The sequence below is a fragment of the Mesorhizobium sp. genome (genome assembly GCF_004963255.1).
GTDB lineage: Bacteria > Pseudomonadota > Alphaproteobacteria > Rhizobiales > Rhizobiaceae > Mesorhizobium.
The window spans coordinates 202,129-220,789 of sequence record NZ_SUGA01000005.1 but is presented as its reverse complement, the minus strand read 5'-3'; the positions used below and the strand labels follow the sequence as shown (position 1 = coordinate 220,789).

Annotated in this window: 16 protein-coding genes; 6 read left to right on the top strand and 10 right to left on the bottom strand. The window is 65.1% G+C overall.

Annotated features, from left to right (window positions below):
• Positions 1–19 precede the first annotated feature (19 nt).
• The 6 genes from E5X34_RS08910 to E5X34_RS08885 all read right to left on the bottom strand — a co-directional run bounded on the left by E5X34_RS08910 (position 20) and on the right by E5X34_RS08885 (position 8,587).
• On the bottom strand, positions 20–739 hold the full coding sequence (locus tag E5X34_RS08910) for a hypothetical protein (protein ID WP_292563157.1): 720 nt from the start codon (positions 737–739) through the stop codon (positions 20–22).
• 12 nt (positions 740–751) lie between these two features.
• The gene (locus tag E5X34_RS08905; protein ID WP_292563155.1) at positions 752–1,327 is read right to left on the bottom strand and encodes an invasion associated locus B family protein; all 576 of its coding nucleotides are present in this window, start codon (positions 1,325–1,327) and stop codon (positions 752–754) included.
• An 8-nt stretch (positions 1,328–1,335) separates the two neighbouring features.
• On the bottom strand, positions 1,336–5,619 hold the full coding sequence (locus E5X34_RS08900) for a YadA-like family protein (protein ID WP_292563153.1): 4,284 nt from the start codon (positions 5,617–5,619) through the stop codon (positions 1,336–1,338).
• The gene (locus E5X34_RS08895; protein ID WP_292563151.1) at positions 5,616–6,071 is read right to left on the bottom strand and encodes a hypothetical protein; all 456 of its coding nucleotides are present in this window, start codon (positions 6,069–6,071) and stop codon (positions 5,616–5,618) included. Before E5X34_RS08895 ends, E5X34_RS08900 begins: the two co-directional genes overlap by 4 nt.
• Positions 6,072–6,270: 199 nt before the next feature.
• Complete coding sequence (locus E5X34_RS08890; protein WP_292563149.1) at positions 6,271–6,765, bottom strand: AraC family transcriptional regulator; 495 nt, start codon at positions 6,763–6,765, stop codon at positions 6,271–6,273.
• 298 nt (positions 6,766–7,063) lie between these two features.
• Positions 7,064–8,587, bottom strand: a complete 1,524-nt coding sequence (locus E5X34_RS08885; protein ID WP_292563147.1) for a helicase HerA-like C-terminal domain-containing protein — start codon at positions 8,585–8,587, stop codon at positions 7,064–7,066.
• A 253-nt stretch (positions 8,588–8,840) separates the two neighbouring features.
• Here E5X34_RS08885 and E5X34_RS08880 point away from each other — a divergent pair, with 253 nt between their 5' ends.
• From E5X34_RS08880 to E5X34_RS08870, 3 genes are read left to right on the top strand one after another with little or no spacing between them, the layout of a single operon-like run.
• Complete coding sequence (locus E5X34_RS08880) at positions 8,841–10,283, top strand: methylmalonyl-CoA mutase subunit beta (RefSeq protein WP_292563145.1); 1,443 nt, start codon at positions 8,841–8,843, stop codon at positions 10,281–10,283.
• The gene (gene scpA / locus E5X34_RS08875; protein ID WP_292563143.1) at positions 10,280–12,403 is read left to right on the top strand and encodes a methylmalonyl-CoA mutase; all 2,124 of its coding nucleotides are present in this window, start codon (positions 10,280–10,282) and stop codon (positions 12,401–12,403) included. Before E5X34_RS08880 ends, scpA begins: the two co-directional genes overlap by 4 nt.
• 59 nt (positions 12,404–12,462) lie before the next feature.
• Positions 12,463–12,705: an AbrB/MazE/SpoVT family DNA-binding domain-containing protein gene (locus E5X34_RS08870; protein WP_292563141.1), complete on the top strand. Its 243-nt coding sequence runs from the start codon at positions 12,463–12,465 to the stop codon at positions 12,703–12,705.
• On the opposite strand, the gene greA is transcribed toward E5X34_RS08870, so the two are convergent.
• Positions 12,702–13,184 (bottom strand): transcription elongation factor GreA, encoded by a 483-nt coding sequence (gene greA, locus E5X34_RS08865; protein WP_292563139.1) that lies wholly within the window; start codon positions 13,182–13,184, stop codon positions 12,702–12,704. The genes E5X34_RS08870 and greA overlap by 4 nt on opposite strands.
• Positions 13,185–13,290: 106 nt before the next feature.
• Between greA and E5X34_RS08860 the strand changes: the two genes are divergently transcribed.
• Entirely contained in the window at positions 13,291–14,667 is a 1,377-nt protein-coding gene (locus E5X34_RS08860) for a TIGR03808 family TAT-translocated repetitive protein (protein ID WP_292563137.1), read from the top strand.
• Here the strand turns inward: E5X34_RS08860 and E5X34_RS08855 are convergent.
• Positions 14,664–15,476, bottom strand: a complete 813-nt coding sequence (locus E5X34_RS08855; RefSeq protein ID WP_292563135.1) for a methyltransferase domain-containing protein — start codon at positions 15,474–15,476, stop codon at positions 14,664–14,666. The genes E5X34_RS08860 and E5X34_RS08855 overlap by 4 nt on opposite strands.
• 179 nt (positions 15,477–15,655) lie before the next feature.
• On the opposite strand from E5X34_RS08855, the gene E5X34_RS08850 reads away from it, so the two are divergent.
• Together E5X34_RS08850 and E5X34_RS08845 are read left to right on the top strand one after the other, a co-directional pair.
• Positions 15,656–15,937 carry a DUF1778 domain-containing protein gene (locus E5X34_RS08850; protein ID WP_292563133.1) on the top strand — a complete coding sequence of 94 codons (282 nt, stop codon included), beginning with the start codon at positions 15,656–15,658 and terminating at the stop codon, positions 15,935–15,937.
• Entirely contained in the window at positions 15,937–16,416 is a 480-nt protein-coding gene (locus E5X34_RS08845) for a GNAT family N-acetyltransferase (protein ID WP_292563131.1), read from the top strand. Before E5X34_RS08850 ends, E5X34_RS08845 begins: the two co-directional genes overlap by 1 nt.
• On the opposite strand, the gene E5X34_RS08840 is transcribed toward E5X34_RS08845, so the two are convergent.
• Positions 16,409–17,410 carry an asparaginase gene (locus tag E5X34_RS08840; RefSeq protein WP_292563129.1) on the bottom strand — a complete coding sequence of 334 codons (1,002 nt, stop codon included), beginning with the start codon at positions 17,408–17,410 and terminating at the stop codon, positions 16,409–16,411. The two genes, E5X34_RS08845 and E5X34_RS08840, sit on opposite strands and share 8 nt — an antisense overlap.
• A gap of 50 nt (positions 17,411–17,460) precedes the next feature.
• Positions 17,461–18,627 (bottom strand): acetyl-CoA acetyltransferase, encoded by a 1,167-nt coding sequence (locus E5X34_RS08835; RefSeq protein WP_292563127.1) that lies wholly within the window; start codon positions 18,625–18,627, stop codon positions 17,461–17,463.
• Positions 18,628–18,661 lie beyond the last annotated feature (34 nt).

Genomic DNA, 18,661 nt, shown 5'->3' with positions numbered 1-18,661 from the left:
CCCGTGGCGATGCCAGCCCCTATCCGCCCATGCGCGCGACCGAGACGACGATGCAGGTGTTGCCGGTGGGGACCAGCAGGGCCTGGCCGCCATTGTTGGCCAGGTTGAAAAGGCTGGTGTTCGACAGATTGTCCGCCGGAACGCTGCCTTTCGGCAGGCTCTGCGCGACCTCCTGGCAGGACTTCTGGAAAGGAGCCACCCGCACGAAGCCGCCCTCGCAGGTCTGGCCGACAGGCGAGGCATAGACGATGCCCGCGGCCTGGGTCTTATAGTCCGGCAGATTGTAGCTCATCCCGGCGACCGCCTGCACGGCGTGGGTGTCGGGCGAGGTCTTGTCCCATTGCGTCTGGACCGCATAGGTCGATCCGGCGGTCAGAGCCTCTCCGAGCGTGGCAAAGAGATTGGCGCAGGTGCGCACGCCCGCCTGGGCGACATGCGCCTGAAACGGATTCTTGTTCGCCGAGGCGTCTGCCGGCGAAGGCGCGACTTGCGTCGGCTCGCCCTGCACGGGCGCCTGTGCCTGCGCGGAAGCCGTGCCTGCGACGAATGTGCCAAGAGCGGGATAGAGACGGAACGACAGGACGACCGCCGCCGCCACCAGGACGGCGAACGCGCCGAGTAGCGCCGTGTTTCGCACAAGGCGCCAGGCTTGCGAGCGTGGCGGCGAGCCCTGTGGCTCCGACAGCGCAACCGGCTCGGCGCGCGCCAGGATTCTGTCTTCGATGGATTGGCGTGTCATTTCAAAGTCTTTCTATTTGATGGCCGAAAGCGCGGTCTTGAGCCCCTTGAACGGAGCATCGAGGCTGACGGTCGCCCCCGTCGGCAGGGAATACGAAACCTGGACGGTGGTCTCCTTGCCGATCTGCTCGCGAAGCACGGGGCCTACGGGCACATAGCCGACGCAAACCGACGCATCGCAGCCCTGCAGCTGAACGTCGACGGGCTGCTTGCGGCCGGCAAGCTTGAGCGAGAGCTTGCTTCCCGCACCGGCTTGGCTCGGGGTGCGCAATATCATGAAGGGCTTGCCCTTCTCGTCGGCCGCCAGCGTCCAGCTGAAGACCGGGGCCTGGCTCTGGTCGACGAAGGACTGGCTGATGTTGCACACCTTCTTCCTGGCTTGGAGATTCTCGTCGCAGATCAGCGTCCAGTTCTCGAACGGGCGCGTGGTCCGTTGGTAGTCGCCGAGTTTTACTCCCGCGGGCACCGCGACGTCCGAAGGCTTTATCCGATAGGCAGACGGCGCCTGCTCCTGTCCGGCTGCGCGCGGTCCGGACAGGAGCAGGCAAATCATGCAGAGTGCGACAGCAGAGCCGGCTTGCCTGGCCATCTGGAGACTCAGTTCAGGGTAAAGCTGACACCGGCACCGACGCCCCAGTGCCCGCCCGCCGTCGTGCCGGACAGGTTGGCCCGGGCGCGCCCGTCCTCGCTGGTGTAGCCGGCGCCGAAGGCGACAGCCCCCTCGCCGCGCCAATAGCCGCCGCCGGCCGCCACGCTCAGCTTGCCGGGACGGTCATCGTACCGCAGCGATGCGGCCGCGAGGCCGATGGCGGCCGCCTGTCGCGCTTCGCCGCGCGCCTCGCTCATGTCCATGTTGAGCTGGCTGAGCTTGGAGTCGGTGTAGGCATTGGCCTGCTGCAGCGTGGTGGCCGCCACCTGGTTGGTGTAGGTCTTGGAGTTGTCGAGCGTGGTCGCCAGTCCAAGATTGAGCTGCTGGACGTTGACCGCGTCGGTGTCGGCGGTGCCGGCGCCGACATTGTGGATGACGACCGGCGCGTTCACGTCGCCGCCGACCAGCGTCACCGAGTTCGACTTCGAACCGTCGGTGTTCTTATCGTACTGGATCGCGAACTCGTTCAGATCGCCGACGCTCCCCTGCATGGCCTCGACGGCCTGATTCGTCGCGTAAAGCTGGCTGCCGTTGATTGCGTCAGTCGAAGTCTGGCTGATCCGGCCAGCGGCCACGTTGGTGACGGTGCGCTCGTTGCCGACATCGCCGACGCTCACCGTGCTCGTCGGAGCGGTTCCGGCGAAGGTGTAGGCGACGCCGTTGATGGTGGTGCCCGTGGTGGCGACAGCGGCCGCCGTCTTCGAGCCGGCGCCGAGCGCGACGCTGCCGGGCTCGTTGGCGGTGGCGCCGGCGCCGAGCGCCATGGACTGAGCGCCATTGGCGGTGGAATTGGTGCCAAGCGCGATGCTGTCGGCCTGGTTGACGGTCGCCGTCTGCCCGATGGCGATGCCGCCAGGGGCGGTCTGCTGCACGATGGCGCCGTTGCCCATGCCTATGCCGTTGTCGCCGTTGACGGTGGTGCGCGGACCGATCGCCACCGATTCGGCGCCGACGGCAAGCGAATCCGAGGCAGTCGAATTGGCGTGGAAGTACATGGTCCCGGTCACGGCGAAGGAGCTCAGCGCGCCCTTCAGCTGGCGAAGCGTGACGGCGTCCTGGTCCAGCGTGCCGTCGGCCACGTTGGTGATCTGGCGATAGGATGTCGAGTTACCCACCGAGACGGCGCCGAGCAGGCTCATGTCCGCGGTGTTGTACGGGATGAGGCCGGTGCCGGAGAGGATCGATCCCGATGCCGGCGCCACCGCGCGATCGGAAACCGAGCCGGAGCCGAGCGCCACACCGTCGGTGATGGAGACCGTGGTGCCGCGGCCGAGCGCCAGCGAGTTGGCGGCGGAGGCCGTCGCCTGGTAGCCAAGCGCCGACGAGCCGACCCCTTGCGCGAAAGCATCGGTGACCGGAAGCGTCGTGTCGTTGGTGCGGACATAGCGAATGCCGTCGCCATTGGCGTCGGTGTAGGCCGTCGAGGTGTCGCCGGCGAAGTTGTTGATCGTGTTGCCGAGCGTGGTGATGTCGGCCGTGTTGGCGGCGATATCGGTGGTGTTCTGCGTCACCTGTTGATTGGTGGCGAAGAGCTGCGAGCCGTTGACGGCATCGGTCGACGAGCCGCTCAACTGTCCGGCCGCAACATTCTGGATCTGGCGCTCCGCGCCGACCGAGCCGACCGAGAACGCGCCGGCCGGCGTGGTTCCGGCGAAGGTGTAGGCGACGCCGCCGATCGTCGTGCCGCCGACCGCTGTCGTGGTGCCGGACACCGAGTTAAGGCCGATCGCCACGTCGCCGGCATTGTTGGCGATCGCATTCGGGCCGACGGCGACGGAATCCGCTCCCAGCGCCTGGGAATCGGCCAGCGTCGAATTGGCGTGGAAATATTTGATGCCGCCGCCGGTGTTGATGTTGGTGACCGTGCTGGCGAGACTGTCGACGGCCTGATTGGTCGCGAAGAGCTGCGAGCCGTTGACCGCGTCGGTCGAGGATCCGCTGATACGCCCCGCCGCAAGATTGGTGAGCGTGCGTTCGGCGCCGGGCGCGCCGATGCTGACCGTCGAGGTCGGAGCGGTTCCCTGGAAGGCGTAGGTAGTGCCGTTGATCACAGCGCTGGGCGTGCCGACGGCCACGGCGGTCACCGAGCCTGAACCCAGCGCGACATCGCCGGAGCTTGCCGTAGCGAGCGCGCCATTGCCCAGCGCAACGTTGCCGACGAAGCCCGCGGCCCCCGCGGTGGAGCCGTTGCCGAGCGCCACGGACCCCTGCCCGATCGCCTTGTTGTTGTTGCCGATGGCGACGGCGCCGTTGGCCATGTTGGCGGCGGTGGCGGTTGCCGTGCCGTCGCTGTTGGCGATGTTGTTGGCGCCGCCGGTGAAGGCGCCGGTGCCGCTGGCATAGCTCGGATCGCCGATCGAGACAGCGCCGTCGCCGTAGGCGGTGTTGCCGGAGCCAATGGAGACGGCCTTGCCGCCGGTGGCGACCGCGTTCTTGCCCATAGCCACGGCCTCGGCTGAATCCGCCCTCGAGCTTGTGCCGACAGAAATAGCGTCCTGTGCGCTCGCCGTTGCGCCGAGTCCCATCGCGGTTGCGTTTGCTGCGGTCGCTGTGGCGTTGTTGCCGAAAGCCGAGGCGGAGACGCCCGTGGCCTGCGCTCCCGAACCCGCGGCGACCGAGCCTACGCCGCTCGACACGGCCGAATTGCCCAGGGCGAGCGCGAAATCGCCCGAAGCCGTGGCGACGTTGCCGAGCGCTGCTGCGTCAATCCCTGTCGTATTGGCTTGGGGGCCGATCGCGATCGCGTTGGTCGCGCTGGCCATCGCGTTGTAGCCGATCGACGTCGTTGCGTTGCTCGTGACGCCGATACCAGCGTTGGTGCCAATCGCGATATTGTCGTTACCCGTCACCAAGCTGCCTGCGGACGCCTTGAGCGTGGCGTCATACGCCACGGAGCCGTCGCCGGAACCCATGGCGATGTTGCGCGTCCCGGAGACGCCCGAGCCGGCGCCTCTCATGACGCTCGCGATGCCTCCGCCGATCGCGGTGTTCTGGGCGCCGCTGACGAGCGCGCCGGATGCGATGCCCAATGCGACGGAATTGACATTGCCGGTCGTCGAAGCAGAACCCGCTCCCTGGCCTATGGCGACCGAAGCCGTGCCGGCAGCCACAGCCCCCGAGCCGAAGGCAACCGTGTAATCCGCTTGCGCCTGGGCCTGATTCCCGCCCGCGATGGAAGCAAGACCCGTCGCCTGAGTACCACGGCCGATGGCCGTCGAGTAATCCGCCCCAGCGTTCGCACCCTGGCCAAGCGCGGTGGAGGATAAACCGGACGACGTCGTCGCAAATCCGAGAGCAACCGAATTCGTGAAGCTTGCCGAAGCGTTGACGCCGAGAGCTACGGCACCGCTTGTACCGGTCGCCTTAGCGTTTGAACCGACGGCGGTGTTATCAGCCCCTGTGGCTTGAGCGCTTACGCCCAAAGCCGTCGACCGGACCGCGCTAGCGACGGATCCCCAGCCTGTGGCCGTGGCATAGTTGCCACTGGCTAAGGAGCTGGTACCGAGGGCAGTGGAGTTCCCTCCTGAAGCTACGGAGAAGGTGCCCAAGGCGTTGGCGCCAGCCCCGGTGGCGTTGGCCTGGACGCCGAGCGCCACCGAATTGATGCCGCTTGAGATCGTGCCTTGGCCCAGCGCCATAGCGCCGCCTCCGCCTGTGGCTTGCGCGTTCAGGCCGAGAGCCACCGAGTATTGCGCCGATGCAACGGATGACCGCCCCATTCCGATGGCGTCGGCCTGCGATGCCGTAACATCCGTGCCGATGGCGATGGCGCTAGTGGCAGTGGCACCTGTTCCGGCCACGGTTCGTGAGCCAAGATAGATGGAGTTGATCTGCGAGGCGATCGTTCCAAAGCCGATCGCGACAGCGTTCTGGCTGCCCGCGCTGGCATTGGTGCCCTCGGCTATCGAGTCGGCGCCGTTTTGCACGGCTCCAGATCCAATCGCGATACCGCGCACACCGTTCGCCGTGCCGCCGCCGCCGACAAACTGCGCCAGCGCCGGCGTAGCGACGCCCCCGAATGCAATTACACCCAGTGCCGCCGCCAGCGCCCTGCCGGCGCCGAGCGTGCCGAGCCCCATGCCCCTGCGCCGCATGCCGAGCACGCGATGCGCGTTGCGCAGCGCCGCCATCAGGCGGCGCCGCAGCGAACGGCTGTCGGCCGCGCCCGAGATCCAGTTTCCAACGAAGCCGGCCGATCCATGCCGGATGTTTCGTGCTTGCCCGAGATTCATTGCGAGAGTGCCTCCGTTGGTAGGTCGCGCTCGATCACGACAGGTTCCGCCGATCCTGCCACTGACGCGTGTCTGCTTGGAAATGGAATGACGATATCGATGCCTTGGGCCAGCAATGCATGGCCCTGTTTCTCCCCGATCGCCTCGACGCGATCGAGCGTGTTTTCAAGCCAGGAATCGCCCTCTTCGGGCACGGCCCGAAGCGCCTGGGCGACCCGATCTTCCGGAAGGAGGCGGCCGAGATAGGAGCGCATCGCGGCCAGATGCGAGGCTGGCGTCTCGCCGGCATGGACGACAGCGGTGAGACCATAGAGGTAATGCGCAAGCAGGATGTCTTGCTTGCCCTGTGGAACGCCATCGCCATAGCGCTTCTCGAGCGTCCTTGCGGCCGACTCCAGCCAATAGCCGATCTCCTCGGAAAGGCTTCGGCGAAGCGCTGTATCGTCGCTCATGTCCCCCACGCAGCCAAATCAGAATCCGGGTCAGTCCGGGATTGCCTCAGGAGGTCATGTTTTTGAACTGAGGTATTCCAATAAATTGCTGTTATATCCAAAAAAATTCAGCGGTAAATCGGGGGTTAACAATGAGTTATTCAAGAAATATATTTAATTAGCAGGCATTAAACTTGTGCACCTCTAATTTAGAATGGTCTTATTTTTTGGATTGCGAGCGGCGCTGCCCCGTGCGCATCTGCTGAGGCGTCGCATGGCGATACTTCCTCATCATGGTGGTGAAGTGGCTTTGGCTCGAAAAGCCGGCGAGATCGGCAATGTCCGTGATCGACATGCGGCTTTCGGCCAGCAGCTTCTCGGCAAGGTCGAGGCGAAGGCCCAGAACATATTGGTACGGCGACACGCCGAAGGTCTTCGAAAAAGCGCGGGCGAAATGGTAAGGGGACAAGTCGCACACCGCAGCCATCTCGGACAGCGACAGCTTGCGCGAGAAATTCTCTTTCAGGAATTGCTGGATCTGGTGGGTATGCCTTGCCGACAATCCGCCTTTCGCGTTCGGCAAGGGAGCCTTGTCGGAAGCGATCTCCGACAACAGGGCCGGCAAGTCATCGTCGCGCCGCAACGGGGCCTCCTGATGCTCAGCCTCCGCCCGTCTTGGCCCAACCTCAACACGTGTTTTCGGTTCCCCAGGCAAAACAAATCGTGATCAAGCGCATGGTTGGTAGAACGCCATCGGATTCCGATCGACGGCAACCATGCAACAGCCATGATTTGAGGCATCCGGTATTTCACGAAATTGCGGTTCGGCGTGGAAAAATTTCCGTCACGAAAACTTTAGACGCCGCTGATGTTATCCGCTTGTTCTCAGGTTAGATTTTTTCGTCGTGCGGTAACAAAGACAGCCTCTGACGGCTCAGGGCGCCATCAGCAATTCGCTTGGGGAGGCGAGCGTCAGACCAACCGTCGGAATGCGGAAGCCCCGCCGCGGCGCTCTACCGCCCCTTGGCCAAGCTGCCCAGGATGCCGCGCACGATGGCGCGGCCGACGGAGGAGCCGACCGAGCGCACCACCGACTTGATGGCGGCTTCGGCCACGGTCTGGCGATTGGAGGACCGCCGGTTGCCGGTTCCCAGAACATCGTCGAAGCCGGGAATGGTCCAGCGCGAACCGCCGCTGTTCTGCTGCTGTGCCTGCGCCTCGGCGTCCTGCGCTTCCTTTGTCTTCTTCTGCAGCATCTCGAAAGCCGATTCGCGATCGACGACCTGATCGTACTGGCCGGCGACCGGGCTCTCGGCGATGATCTTGCGGCGCTCGTCCGGCGTGATCGGGCCGAGCCGCGAGGACGGCGGCCGGATCAGCGTGCGCTGGACCATCGCCGGCACGCCCTTGTCCTCCAGCATCGAGACCAGCGCCTCGCCGGTGGCGAGCTGGGTGATGGCCGTGGCGCAATCGAAATCGGGATTGGGCCGGAACGTCTCGGCCGCCGTGCGCACCGCCTGCTGCTCGCGCGGCGTATAGGCGCGCAGCGCGTGCTGGACGCGGTTGCCGAGCTGGGCGAGCACCTTTTCCGGAATGTCGAGTGGGTTCTGAGTGACGAAATAGACGCCGACGCCCTTGGAACGGATCAGCCGCACCACCTGCTCGACACGGTCGATCAGCACCTTCGGCGCGTCCTCGAACAGAAGATGCGCCTCGTCGAAGAAGAAGACCAGCTTCGGCTGGTCGAGATCGCCGACCTCGGGCAGTTCCTCGAACAGCTCCGACATCAGCCACAGCAGGAAGGTGGCATAGAGCCTGGGATTCATCATCAGCTTGTCGGCGGCGAGCACGCTGATGGCGCCGCGGCCGTCGCGCGTGGTGCGCATGATGTCGGCGATGCGCAGCGCCGGCTCGCCGAAGAAGTTCGCAGCACCCTGCTGTTCCAGCACCAGGAGCGTGCGCTGGATGGCGCCCACGGAAGGCTTGGTGACATTGCCGTAGCGCGCGCTGAGCTCGTCGGCGCGCTCGGCGATGTTGGCGAGCAGCGCCTGCAGGTCCTTGAGGTCGAGCAGCAGCAGGCCTTCCTCGTCGGCGATGCGGAAGGCGATGTTCATGACACCTTCCTGCGCCTCGGTGAGATTCATCAGCCGCGAGAGCAGCAACGGCCCCATCTCGGAGATGGTGGCGCGGATCGGATGGCCCTGCTCGCCGAACAAGTCCCAGAAGATGACCGGGAATTCCTGGAACTGGTAGGGATCGAGCTTCACCTGTTCGGCGCGCTTGACCAGAAAATCCTTGGCCTCGCCCATCATGGATATGCCGGAAAGGTCGCCCTTGATGTCGGCGCAAAAGACCGGCACGCCGGCGTTTGAAAAACCTTCGGCCAGGATCTGCAGGCTGACCGTCTTGCCGGTGCCGGTGGCCCCTGTGACGAGGCCGTGGCGGTTGCCGTAGCGCAGCAGCAGCTCTTCCGCGCGCTGATAGGAATCGTCGGGCTTGCGGCTGGCGCCGATGAAGATGCTGGTCTCGTCAACCATGTCCGGTCTCCGCAATCTGTTCCGCTCAAAGGGCCTCACCCGGAGGTATAGTAACGCGCGCCGCATGCGGCAATGCCCAGTATCGATTTGGGAGCGGTCCGGAATCTGGCCATTTGCGCTTGCGGATTTTGCGCATGTTTGGCAATCGATTGGCTGGCCGCGGGAGAACCCGGGCGGATGACGCATTGTGATATCCGGTTCCCGACCTTAGATTGGCTGGACCCGGTCGATGCGGCCGAGAAGAGGAGGAGCGATGGGCGCCGGCGCCATGACCAGGGATGTCGACCTTCCGAACCCGGACGCCAAGCGTTGGCGGGCGCTGGCGGAAAAGGCGCTTGCCGGCGGTTCCTTCGAGGAAAAGCTCGTCTCCCGCACCGATGACGGCATCCGCATCGAGCCGCTCAGCCAACGTTCGACGGCCGCCGAGCCATGGCCGCGCACAAACCCGGCGACGCCCTGGATCGTCAGCCAGCGCGTCGACGACCCGGACATCGCCCGGGCCAGCGCGCAAGCCCTGGAAGACATCGCGCAAGGCGCCACCGGCCTGTCGCTTGTCTTCGAGGGCGCGCCGAATGCCTTCGGCTACGGCCTGCCGCGCACCGCGGAAGCGTTGGAACGGGTGCTCGACGGCGTGCCGCTCAACCGCGTGCAGGTGCGCATCGACGCGCATCCCTGGAGCCGCGCCGTGGCCGACTGGCTGCTCGCCTTCCTGAGCAAACGCCGCTCCGATCCGAGCAAGCTGAACCTCTCCTTCGGCATCGACCCGGCGGCGATCTTCGCCGGAACCGGCCGGCTGCGCACCTCGATCGAGGCGCTGCAGGAATCGATGCCGCAGTCGCTGGCGCATTTCTTCTCGATGGGCGTGCCGGGCGTGCTGCTGGAGGCCGACGGCCGCGTCTTCCACAATGCCGGCGCCACCGAGGCGCAGGAGCTCGGCACGATGATGGCCTCGGTCGTGTCCTATCTCAGGATGTTCGAGAAGGCGCGCCAGCCGCTGGTCTATGCGGCACCGCATATCGGCTTCGCGCTCAGCGTCGACCAGGACCAGTTCCTGTCGATGGCCAAGGTGCGGGCTTTGCGCAAGCTCTGGGCGCGCATCCAGGAAGCCTGCTCGATCCCGGCCTCGACCGCCAGCATCCATGCCGAGACCTCCTACCGCATGATGACCACGGCCGACCCGGAGACCAACATATTGCGCACAGCGATCGCGGCCTTCGCGGCGGCTACCGGCGGCGCCGATTCGATCTCGATCCTGCCGCACACGATCGCGCATGGGCTGCCGGCGGGCTTTGCCCGCCGCATCGCCCGCAACGCGCAGCTGATCATGGCCGAAGAGAGCCATCTCGGCCAAGTCGCAGACCCCGCCAGCGGCTCGGGCTCAGTAGAAGCGCTGACCGACGATCTCTGCACTGCTGCCTGGGAAGAATTCCAGCGCATCGAGGCCGAGGGCGGCGTGCTCGCCAGCTTGCAGCAGGGCTACATCCAGAACCGCGTGCAGACTGCGGCGGCCAAGCGCAACGGCGCCTACCGGGCCGGCGAGCGCGGTATCGTCGGCACGACGCTTTACCGCGCCGGCACGGAGCGCCCGGTCGAGACACTGCCGCAGGAGAGGCGCCCGGCGCTGACCGAAGGCGTGGCGACCTGCGAGCCGCTGTTTCCGGTGCGCATCGATCAGTCGATCGGAGCCGGATCATGATCCCGGATTTCAGCAAGATCGGCTGGTCGGCGCCGCGTCGCACGCCGGTCGAGCTCAAGGGCCAGCGGATGACGCCGGAAGGCATCGCCGTAAAACACCTCTACACGCAAGGCGACCTCAAGGGGCTTGCCAATCTCGACACCTATCCGGGCCTGCCGCCCTTCGTGCGCGGCCCCTACCCCACCATGTATGTCCAGCAGCCCTGGACGATCCGGCAATATGCCGGCTTCTCGACGGCCGAGGAGTCCAACGCCTTCTACCGGCGCAACCTCGCGGCCGGCCAGAAAGGCCTGTCGGTCGCTTTCGACCTTGCCACGCATCGCGGCTATGACAGCGACCATCCGCGCGTCGCCGGCGATGTCGGCATGGCGGGCGTGGCGATCGATTCCATCCTCGACATGCGGCAGTTGTTCGACGGCATTCCGCTCAACGAAATGACCGTGTCGATGACGATGAACGGCGCCGTGCTGCCGATCATGGCTCTGTACATCGTCGCGGCCGAGGAACAGGGCGTCGCGCAGAAGGATCTCGCCGGAACCATTCAGAACGACATTCTGAAGGAGTTCATGGTCCGCAACACCTACATCTACCCGCCGAAGCCCTCGATGCGGATCGTGTCGGACATCTTCGCCTATACCTCCAGGCACATGCCGAAGTTCAACTCGATCTCGATCTCCGGCTACCACATGCAGGAAGCCGGAGCGACGGCCGACCTCGAACTTGCCTACACGATCGCCGATGGCATCGAATATGCGCGCGCGGGCGTCGCCGCCGGGCTCGATATCGACCGCTTTGCGCCGCGCCTCTCCTTCTTTTGGGCGATCGGCATGAATTTCTTCATGGAGGTCGCCAAGCTCAGGGCCGCGCGGCTGCTCTGGTCGAGCCTGATGCAGAAGAACTTTGCGCCCAAGGACGAGCGCTCGCTGTCGCTGCGCACCCATTGCCAGACGTCCGGATGGTCGCTGACGGCGCAGGATCCCTACAACAACATCACTCGCACGATGATCGAGGCGATGGCCGCGACGCAGGGACACACCCAGTCGCTGCACACCAATTCCTTCGACGAGGCGATGGCGCTGCCGACCGACCATTCGGCGCGGATCGCGCGCAACACGCAGCTCATCCTGCAGAAGGAATCCGGCACCACGCGCATGATCGACCCGTGGGGCGGCTCGGCCTATGTCGAGCGTCTGACGCACGATCTTGCGGCGCGGGCGCTCGCCCATATCGAGGAGGTCGAAAGCCTCGGCGGCATGGCGGCGGCGATCGAGAAGGGCATTCCGAAGCTGCGCATCGAGGAAGCGGCTGCCCGCACCCAGGCGCGCATCGATTCCGGCGAGCAAATTCTGGTCGGCGTCAACGCGCACCGGCCGCAGACGGATATCGAAGTCGATGTGTTGAAGATAGACAATGCCGAGGTCAAGGCCCGGCAATTGGCGAAGCTGCAGCGGCTCAAAGGCACGCGCGATGTGGCGGCCCTGGAAAACGCCCTGGCGGCGCTGACGCGTGCCGCCGAGAGCGGCGAGAACCTGCTCGAATTCGCGATCCGCGCGGCACGCGCCAACGCGACCGTCGGCGAGATTTCGCTGGCGCTGGAAAAAGTGTTCGGCAGGCATACGGCTGCGGTCCAGACGATCTCAGGCGTGTATCGCGATGCGCTCGGCGACAACCCGGCGCTCGACCGGTTGCAGGAGAAGATCGCGGCGTTCGAAAAGAAATCCGGCGGCAAGCCGCGCATCCTCGTCGCAAAGATGGGCCAGGACGGCCATGACCGCGGCCAAAAGGTGATCGCCAGCGCCTTTGCCGATCTCGGCTTCGACGTCACCGTCGGGCCGATGTTCCAGACGCCGGACGAGATCGCGAAGCTGGCGGTGCAGCACGACGTCGACATCATCGGCGCGTCCTCGCTCGCGGCCGGGCACCTGACGCTGATCCCCGAGCTCAAGGAAGCGCTGAAGAAGCTCGGCCATGCCGACATGCTGGTTGTCGCCGGCGGCGTCATCCCGCCGCAGGACTATGACGCGGTGCTGGCGGCGGGCGCTGCGGAAATCTTCCCGCCTGGGACGGTTATCCCGGAAGCTGCGAACCGGCTGATGGATCGGTTGCTGGCCGGTCGGTGAGGCTTGCCGATTTGGCTGAAAGGTTGTTCTATGGAAATAGATACAACCATGGCGCGATAATGTTCACGACAATCATCCACGGGCTTGAGGACGGATCTGGGGCCTTGCTGCTGCCACGCGAATTGCTTGACAGCTTGGACCTTCAAGTTGACGATGAGTTCCAGATCATCGAAACCGAGGACGGCCTCATTCTAAGGCCCATCCGCCATGAGAACCACGAACGGCAAATGAACGCCGCTCGCGACGTCATGGACAAATACGAAGCTGGGTTACAGCAGCTGCCAAGTAGGCTTGGCTGCTAATTCTCGGCCTTGTCCGAGAGCTTGACGATTTCCCACTCCTTGCCGTTGACGGTGACGACTTCGCCGACCTTCTTGCCGAACAGCGCCACGGCCATCGGCGAGACATGGGAAATCGATCCCTTCGACGGGTCGGCCTCGTCCTCGCCGACGATGCGCCAGTGCACCTTCTTGCCGTCGTCGCCTTCCAGCGTGACCCCCATGCCGAAGCGCACCACGTCGCTGCCCGGCTCAGGCACCGAAAGCTCGGCATTCTCGCGCCGCGCGGTCCAGTAACGCAGGTCGCGCGAAACCACCGCGATGCGCTCGCGGTCACCCTTGCGTTCGGCCTTGGCGAGCATATCACGCAAGTCGGCGAGATTGTCCTCGATCATCGCCAGGCCGCGCTCCGTCACCAGATTGCGGTGGGTGCTGACCGGGCGTTCGCCGACACCGGCAATGGCGTTTTCGCTGTCTTCTTCGCGGGTGAAAGCTCTGCTCATGAAGTGAACTTAGGCTTGGCGAGGCGACTGCACAAGCGGTTTGCCGGCAAGCCCACCCTGGCACGATTCCTGCGACAGACAGGGCGAAACGCCAGGACCTGTGCCGATGTTGAACAGACGAACGCTGCTTGCCCGGACCGCCGGCTTCGCCGTCGCCGGACTCTTTGCCGGCAAGGCATCGGCGAAGTCGCTGCCCGGCATCGAGATGGCGGCGATGCGCGGCTCGATCGACGCCACCGAGATCGGCGTGCAGCCGGGTGCGGTAGACGACCAGAGCAAGGTTTTCGCCAGGATGCTGGCCGAGGCCAGCGACCGCGACCAGCCGGTGTTCCTGCCGCCCGGCACCTATCTCGTCTCGAACCTTAAGCTGCCGGCCCGGGTGCGGCTGTCGGGCGTGCCCGGCGCGACGCGCATCGTCTACGGCGGCAACGGCCATCTGATGATGGCGGAACAGGCCGAGCATATCGAGCTTACCGGCCTCGTCTTCGACGGCAGCAACCGCTGGCTGGCCGACTACGCGCAAGGGCTGCTCGACCTTCGCCGCGTCACCCATCTGACAATCGACAATTGCCAGGTGACCGGCAGCGGCAAGAACGGGCTGGCGCTCGAGCATGCCGCCGGCCGTATCGGCCGCTGCGATATTTCCGGCGCGGCGGATGCCGGCATCTATTCGATCGAGGCCGGCGGGCTGGAGATTTCCGGCAACAGCGTGTCCGATTGCGCCAATGGCGGCATTCTGGTGCATCGCTGGCAGGCGGCGGAGGACGGCACCATCGTGAGCGGCAACCGCGTCCAGCGGATCGGCGCGCGCAGCGGCGGCACCGGCCAGAACGGCAACGGCATCAATGCCTTCCGCGCCGGCAACGTCATCATCTCCGGCAACGTCGTCTCTGACTGCGCCTTCACCGCGATCCGCGCCAACAGCGCCAGCAATTTGCAGATCACCGGCAACACCTGCTCGCGCTCCGGCGAGACCGGGATCTATTCGGAATTCTCCTTCGAGGGCGCGATCCTCAGCAACAATCTCGTCGACGGTGCCGCCAACGGCATCTCGATCGTCAATTTCAACGAAGGCGGCCGCATGGCCGTCTGCTCCAACAACATCGTGCGCAACCTGACGACGGTTGGCCCCTACACCGCCGATCCGCCCGGCTTCGGCGTCGGCATCAGCGCCGAGGCCGACACGACCGTTTCGGGCAATGTGGTCGAGAACGCGCCGCTCTACGGCATGCAGCTCGGCTGGGGTCCCTATCTGCGCAATGTCGTGGCGACGGGCAACATCATCCGCCGGGCAGGCACCGGCATCGTTGTTTCGGTCGTCGAAGGGTCCGGCACGGCCGTCATCTCCGACAATGTCATCGACGGCGCGCAGAACGGCGCCATCATCGGCCAGCGCTGGGCCGATCCGGTGACCGGCGACCTCGTGAAGGCAAGCGAGACCGGCTATGCGCATCTCACCGTCGAGCGCAACAAGGTGAGCTAGGCCGCGGCCACGATGATGTGCGCCTGGATCTTGGCGGCAACCGCGCCGCGGCCATGTCTGTCGGCGATCGCGGCTTCCGCATAGTCGGTGGCGGACGCCAAGCTCCCGGCCTCCCTGGCCTCGATCTCGTTGCGAAGCAGGGTTCCCTGGCAATAGGCAACGGCGGGAACGCGCGGCGAGGATGCGCGGCTCTGCTCGGCCCTCGTATCGATCGGCACATCGGAGAATCCGGCGGCGGCCAGATCGCCTCGGATGAGGTCCTTGTCGTGATAGCCATGCGGCGTGCGCGCCAGGAAGCGCGGCGGATCGTGCGGAAAGATCCTGGCCAGGGCATTCGTCACGTCGTCGGCGAAGATATTCTCCTCGATGCGATCCCAGACGCTGAACAGGAAGTGCCCGCCGGGCTTCAGGACGCGCTTTGCCTCGCGATAGGCAGCGGGGCGGTCGGGAAAGAACATCGCGCCGAACTGACAGCAGACGAGGTCGAAGGCAGCGTCGTCGAAGGGCAGCTTCAAGGCATCCGCCTGGCGCCAGGTAATGCGGCTGTCCGGACCCTGGCGCGACGCCGCATAGTCGAGCATCGGCTGGTTGAGATCGGTCACGATATAGCTGGCATCGGGAGAGAGTTTCGGCGCCAGGGCACGGGTGACTGCTCCGGTGCCCGCGGCGGTCTCCAAAACGGCGGCTGGCGAGAAGGAAGCCGCCCGCCTTGCAGTCTCCACCGCATAGGCCTCGAAAATCAGCGGCACCATATGGCGATCGTAATTTTCCGGGATCGACCCGGCAAACAATTTATCGGCTTCCAGCATGGCCAGCACCCGTCCATTCGGTTGCGGGGAGGCTAGCAAAAAACATGAACTCGTTGCTGTTCAGTTTTGCTGGTGGCGCAGCATTTTTCCGGGCCAAGGCGAGGACGTTGGCTGACCTTAGATTCAGATACACATTGTGTATGCAAAAGTGCTATATTGGTGAGGAAGGATTCACCGCCATGGCCACCAAAAACCAGGACAACCTCGCCAAGCCCGTCAATCTGCGCATCCGCGAGGATGTCCGCATCGTGATCGATCGCGCCGCGAAGATACGCGGCAAGACCCGCTCCGATTTCATGATCGACGCCGCCTACCGCGCCGCCGAAGACACGCTGCTCGACCAGACGCTCGTCAAGGTCGATGCGGAGAGCTATCAGCACTATCTCGATATCCTCGACCAGCCGCCGAGCGGCGAGGGATTTGCCCGGCTGATGAATGCGCCCAAGCCCTGGCGGGACTGATGCTGTCGGCACCAGTCCTTCTTGCCGACGCGCACGACCTCGACCTTTTTCAAAGCGGGACCGACAGCCTGGATCAATGGCTTCGACGGCGGGCGCGCGCCAATCAAGTCAGCGGTGCGTCCAGAACCTATGTGATTGCGGAAAGCACGCGCGTCGTCGGTTATTATTGCCTTTCATCGGGCGGACTTGATCTCGCAGATGCGCCCGGTTCGATCCGGCGCAATATGCCCGATCCCGTGCCCATGGCCATTCTTGGCCGTTTGGCTGTCGATGCCAGCTGGCAAGGCAAGGGTCTGGGCGTCGCTCTGCTGCAGGACGCGGTGCTGCGGACCGGTCAAGCCGCTGCCATCCTCGGTATTCGCGGTCTCTTGGTTCACGCCATATCGAACCAGGCCAAAGCGTTTTATGAGCGCTATGGCTTTCAAGCTTCGCCACAGAATCCGATGACTTTGGTGTTGTCGCTGAAGACGGCTAGCTGAGTGCAGCCGTCGGCCGCAGCGTGCCGACCTTGGCCCCGATGCGGCTTGCGACAGGCGGATGGATGAGCTCGGCAAGCGTCGCAGCGAGCGCTTCGTCGGCGCGCAGCAGTTTAGCCACCAACGCCGCGATCATCACCTCGGAGGCGCGGCTGGCGCCGTCGTCGCATTTCAAGGCAACGCCGAGGCCGAGTTCGGGCAATGCCGCGCAATAGACGCCTTCGGCGCCGGTCTTGACGAAGATGCGGCCAGGTGCCGCCTGCATCAGCGCGACATCGGCCTTGCCGGTGCCGGCGACAAGGAACGGCTCGGCCATGCAGGCCGAAAGCAGACGCTTCGCCGCCTTGGCGCGCTCGGGCGAAAAGCCCCTGCCCGTCGCCATGCGGGCAAAGCCCTGCGCAAAATTCTTCAACGGCACGGCGTAGGTCGGGATCGAGCAGCCGTCGATGGCGCTGTTGTCGGTGTTGTGGGCAGCGCCGGTGACGGATTGCATGGCGTCGCGCACCATCTCCTGCTGCGCGTGTCCCTCCTTGACGTAGCCCTGATGGACTATGCCCGAATGCACGCATGTGCAGAGGAAGCCGGCATGCTTGCCGGAACAGTTGTTGTGCAAGGCGCTCGGCACATCGCCGGCGCGGGCGAGCGCTAGGGTCGCTTCATGGTTGGGCCAATGCGCGCCGCATTCGAGCGCGGTTTTATCGAGACCGGCCCTGGCGAGCATTGCCCGCGCCAGTTCGACATGGGCGGGTTCGCCCGAATGCGAGGCGCAGGCCAGCGCCAGTTCACGGTTGCCGAAGCCGTAGGCGTCGGCGGCGCCCGATTCGACCAGCGGCAATGCCTGGATGGCCTTCACCGCGGAGCGCGGGAAAACCGGACGGTCGGTGTCGCCGATCTCCCAGACGGGCTTGCCGTCGGCGTCGAAGACCGAAACCGCGCCGCGGTGCCTGCTTTCGACCACAGAACCCCGCGTGACTTCAACCAGAACCGGATTGGACATGCTGCCTCCCGCACGCGCCCAGAGGGCGCTGCTTTTAATGCGGGCCGCTTCTACCTGATGCGATCGAGAATGGAAACGTAGTTGGCGACGGCGGCACCGCCCATGTTGAAGATGCCGCCGAGCTTCGCGCCCGGCACCTGGATGCCGCCGGCCTCGCCGGTCAGTTGCATGGCGGTGAGCACATGCATCGACACGCCGGTGGCGCCGATCGGATGGCCCTTGGCCTTCAGGCCGCCGGACGGATTGACCGGAAGGCGGCCGTCCTTGGCCGTCGTGCCGTCCAGCGCCAGCCTGGCGCCCTCGCCTGGCTTGGCCAGGCCCATCGCTTCGTATTCGATCAGCTCGGCGATGGTGAAGCAGTCATGCGTCTCGACGAAGGAAAGGTCGTCGAGCGTGACGCCGGCCTTCTTCAGCGCCTGGTTCCAGGCGTGCTCGCAACCCTCGAAGGCCAGGATGTCGCGCTTCGACATCGGCAGGAAATCCTGGACATGCTCATTGGCGCGGAAGGCGACGGCGCGGCGCATCTTCAGCGCTGTCGCGGTATCCGTGAGCACAAGAGCGGCCGCGCCGTCCGACACCAGCGAGCAATCGGTGCGCTTCAGCGGACCGGCGACGAACGGGTTCTTCTCGCTTTCCTGGCGGCAGAACTCATAGCCGAAATCCTTGCGCATCTGGGCGTAGGGATTGTCGACGCCATTCTTGTGGTTCTTGGCGGCGATCATGGCCAGCGCATCCGACTGGTCGCCATAGCGCTGGAAATAAGCCTGCGCGATCTTGCCGAAGACGCCGGCAAAGCCCGCCGGAGTATCGCCGTCTTCGGGCAGGTAGGATGCCTTGAGCAGGTTCTTGCCGATCTCGGGACCGGGCGTCGTCGTCATCTGCTCGGCGCCGACCACCAGCACGATGCGGGCGGCGTTGGCGTCGATGGCGCGGATACCTTGCCGGACCGCGGCCGAGCCGGTGGCGCAGGCATTCTCGACGCGCGTCGCCGGCTTGAAGCGCAGCCGGTCATTGGCCTGCAGCACGAGGCTGGCGGTAAAATCCTGCGGGGAGAAGCCGGCGTTGAAATGGCCGAGCACGATCTCGTCGACATCGTCCGGACCGATGCCGGCATGGTCGAGCGCCTCGACGGCAACCTTGGTGATCAGGCCCTCCAGCGTCTCGCCTTCGAGCTTGCCGAAGCGCGAATGCGCCCAGCCGACGATGCATGCGGTCATGGCAACCTCCATTTGCGCCGCAGCCTAGCACGAT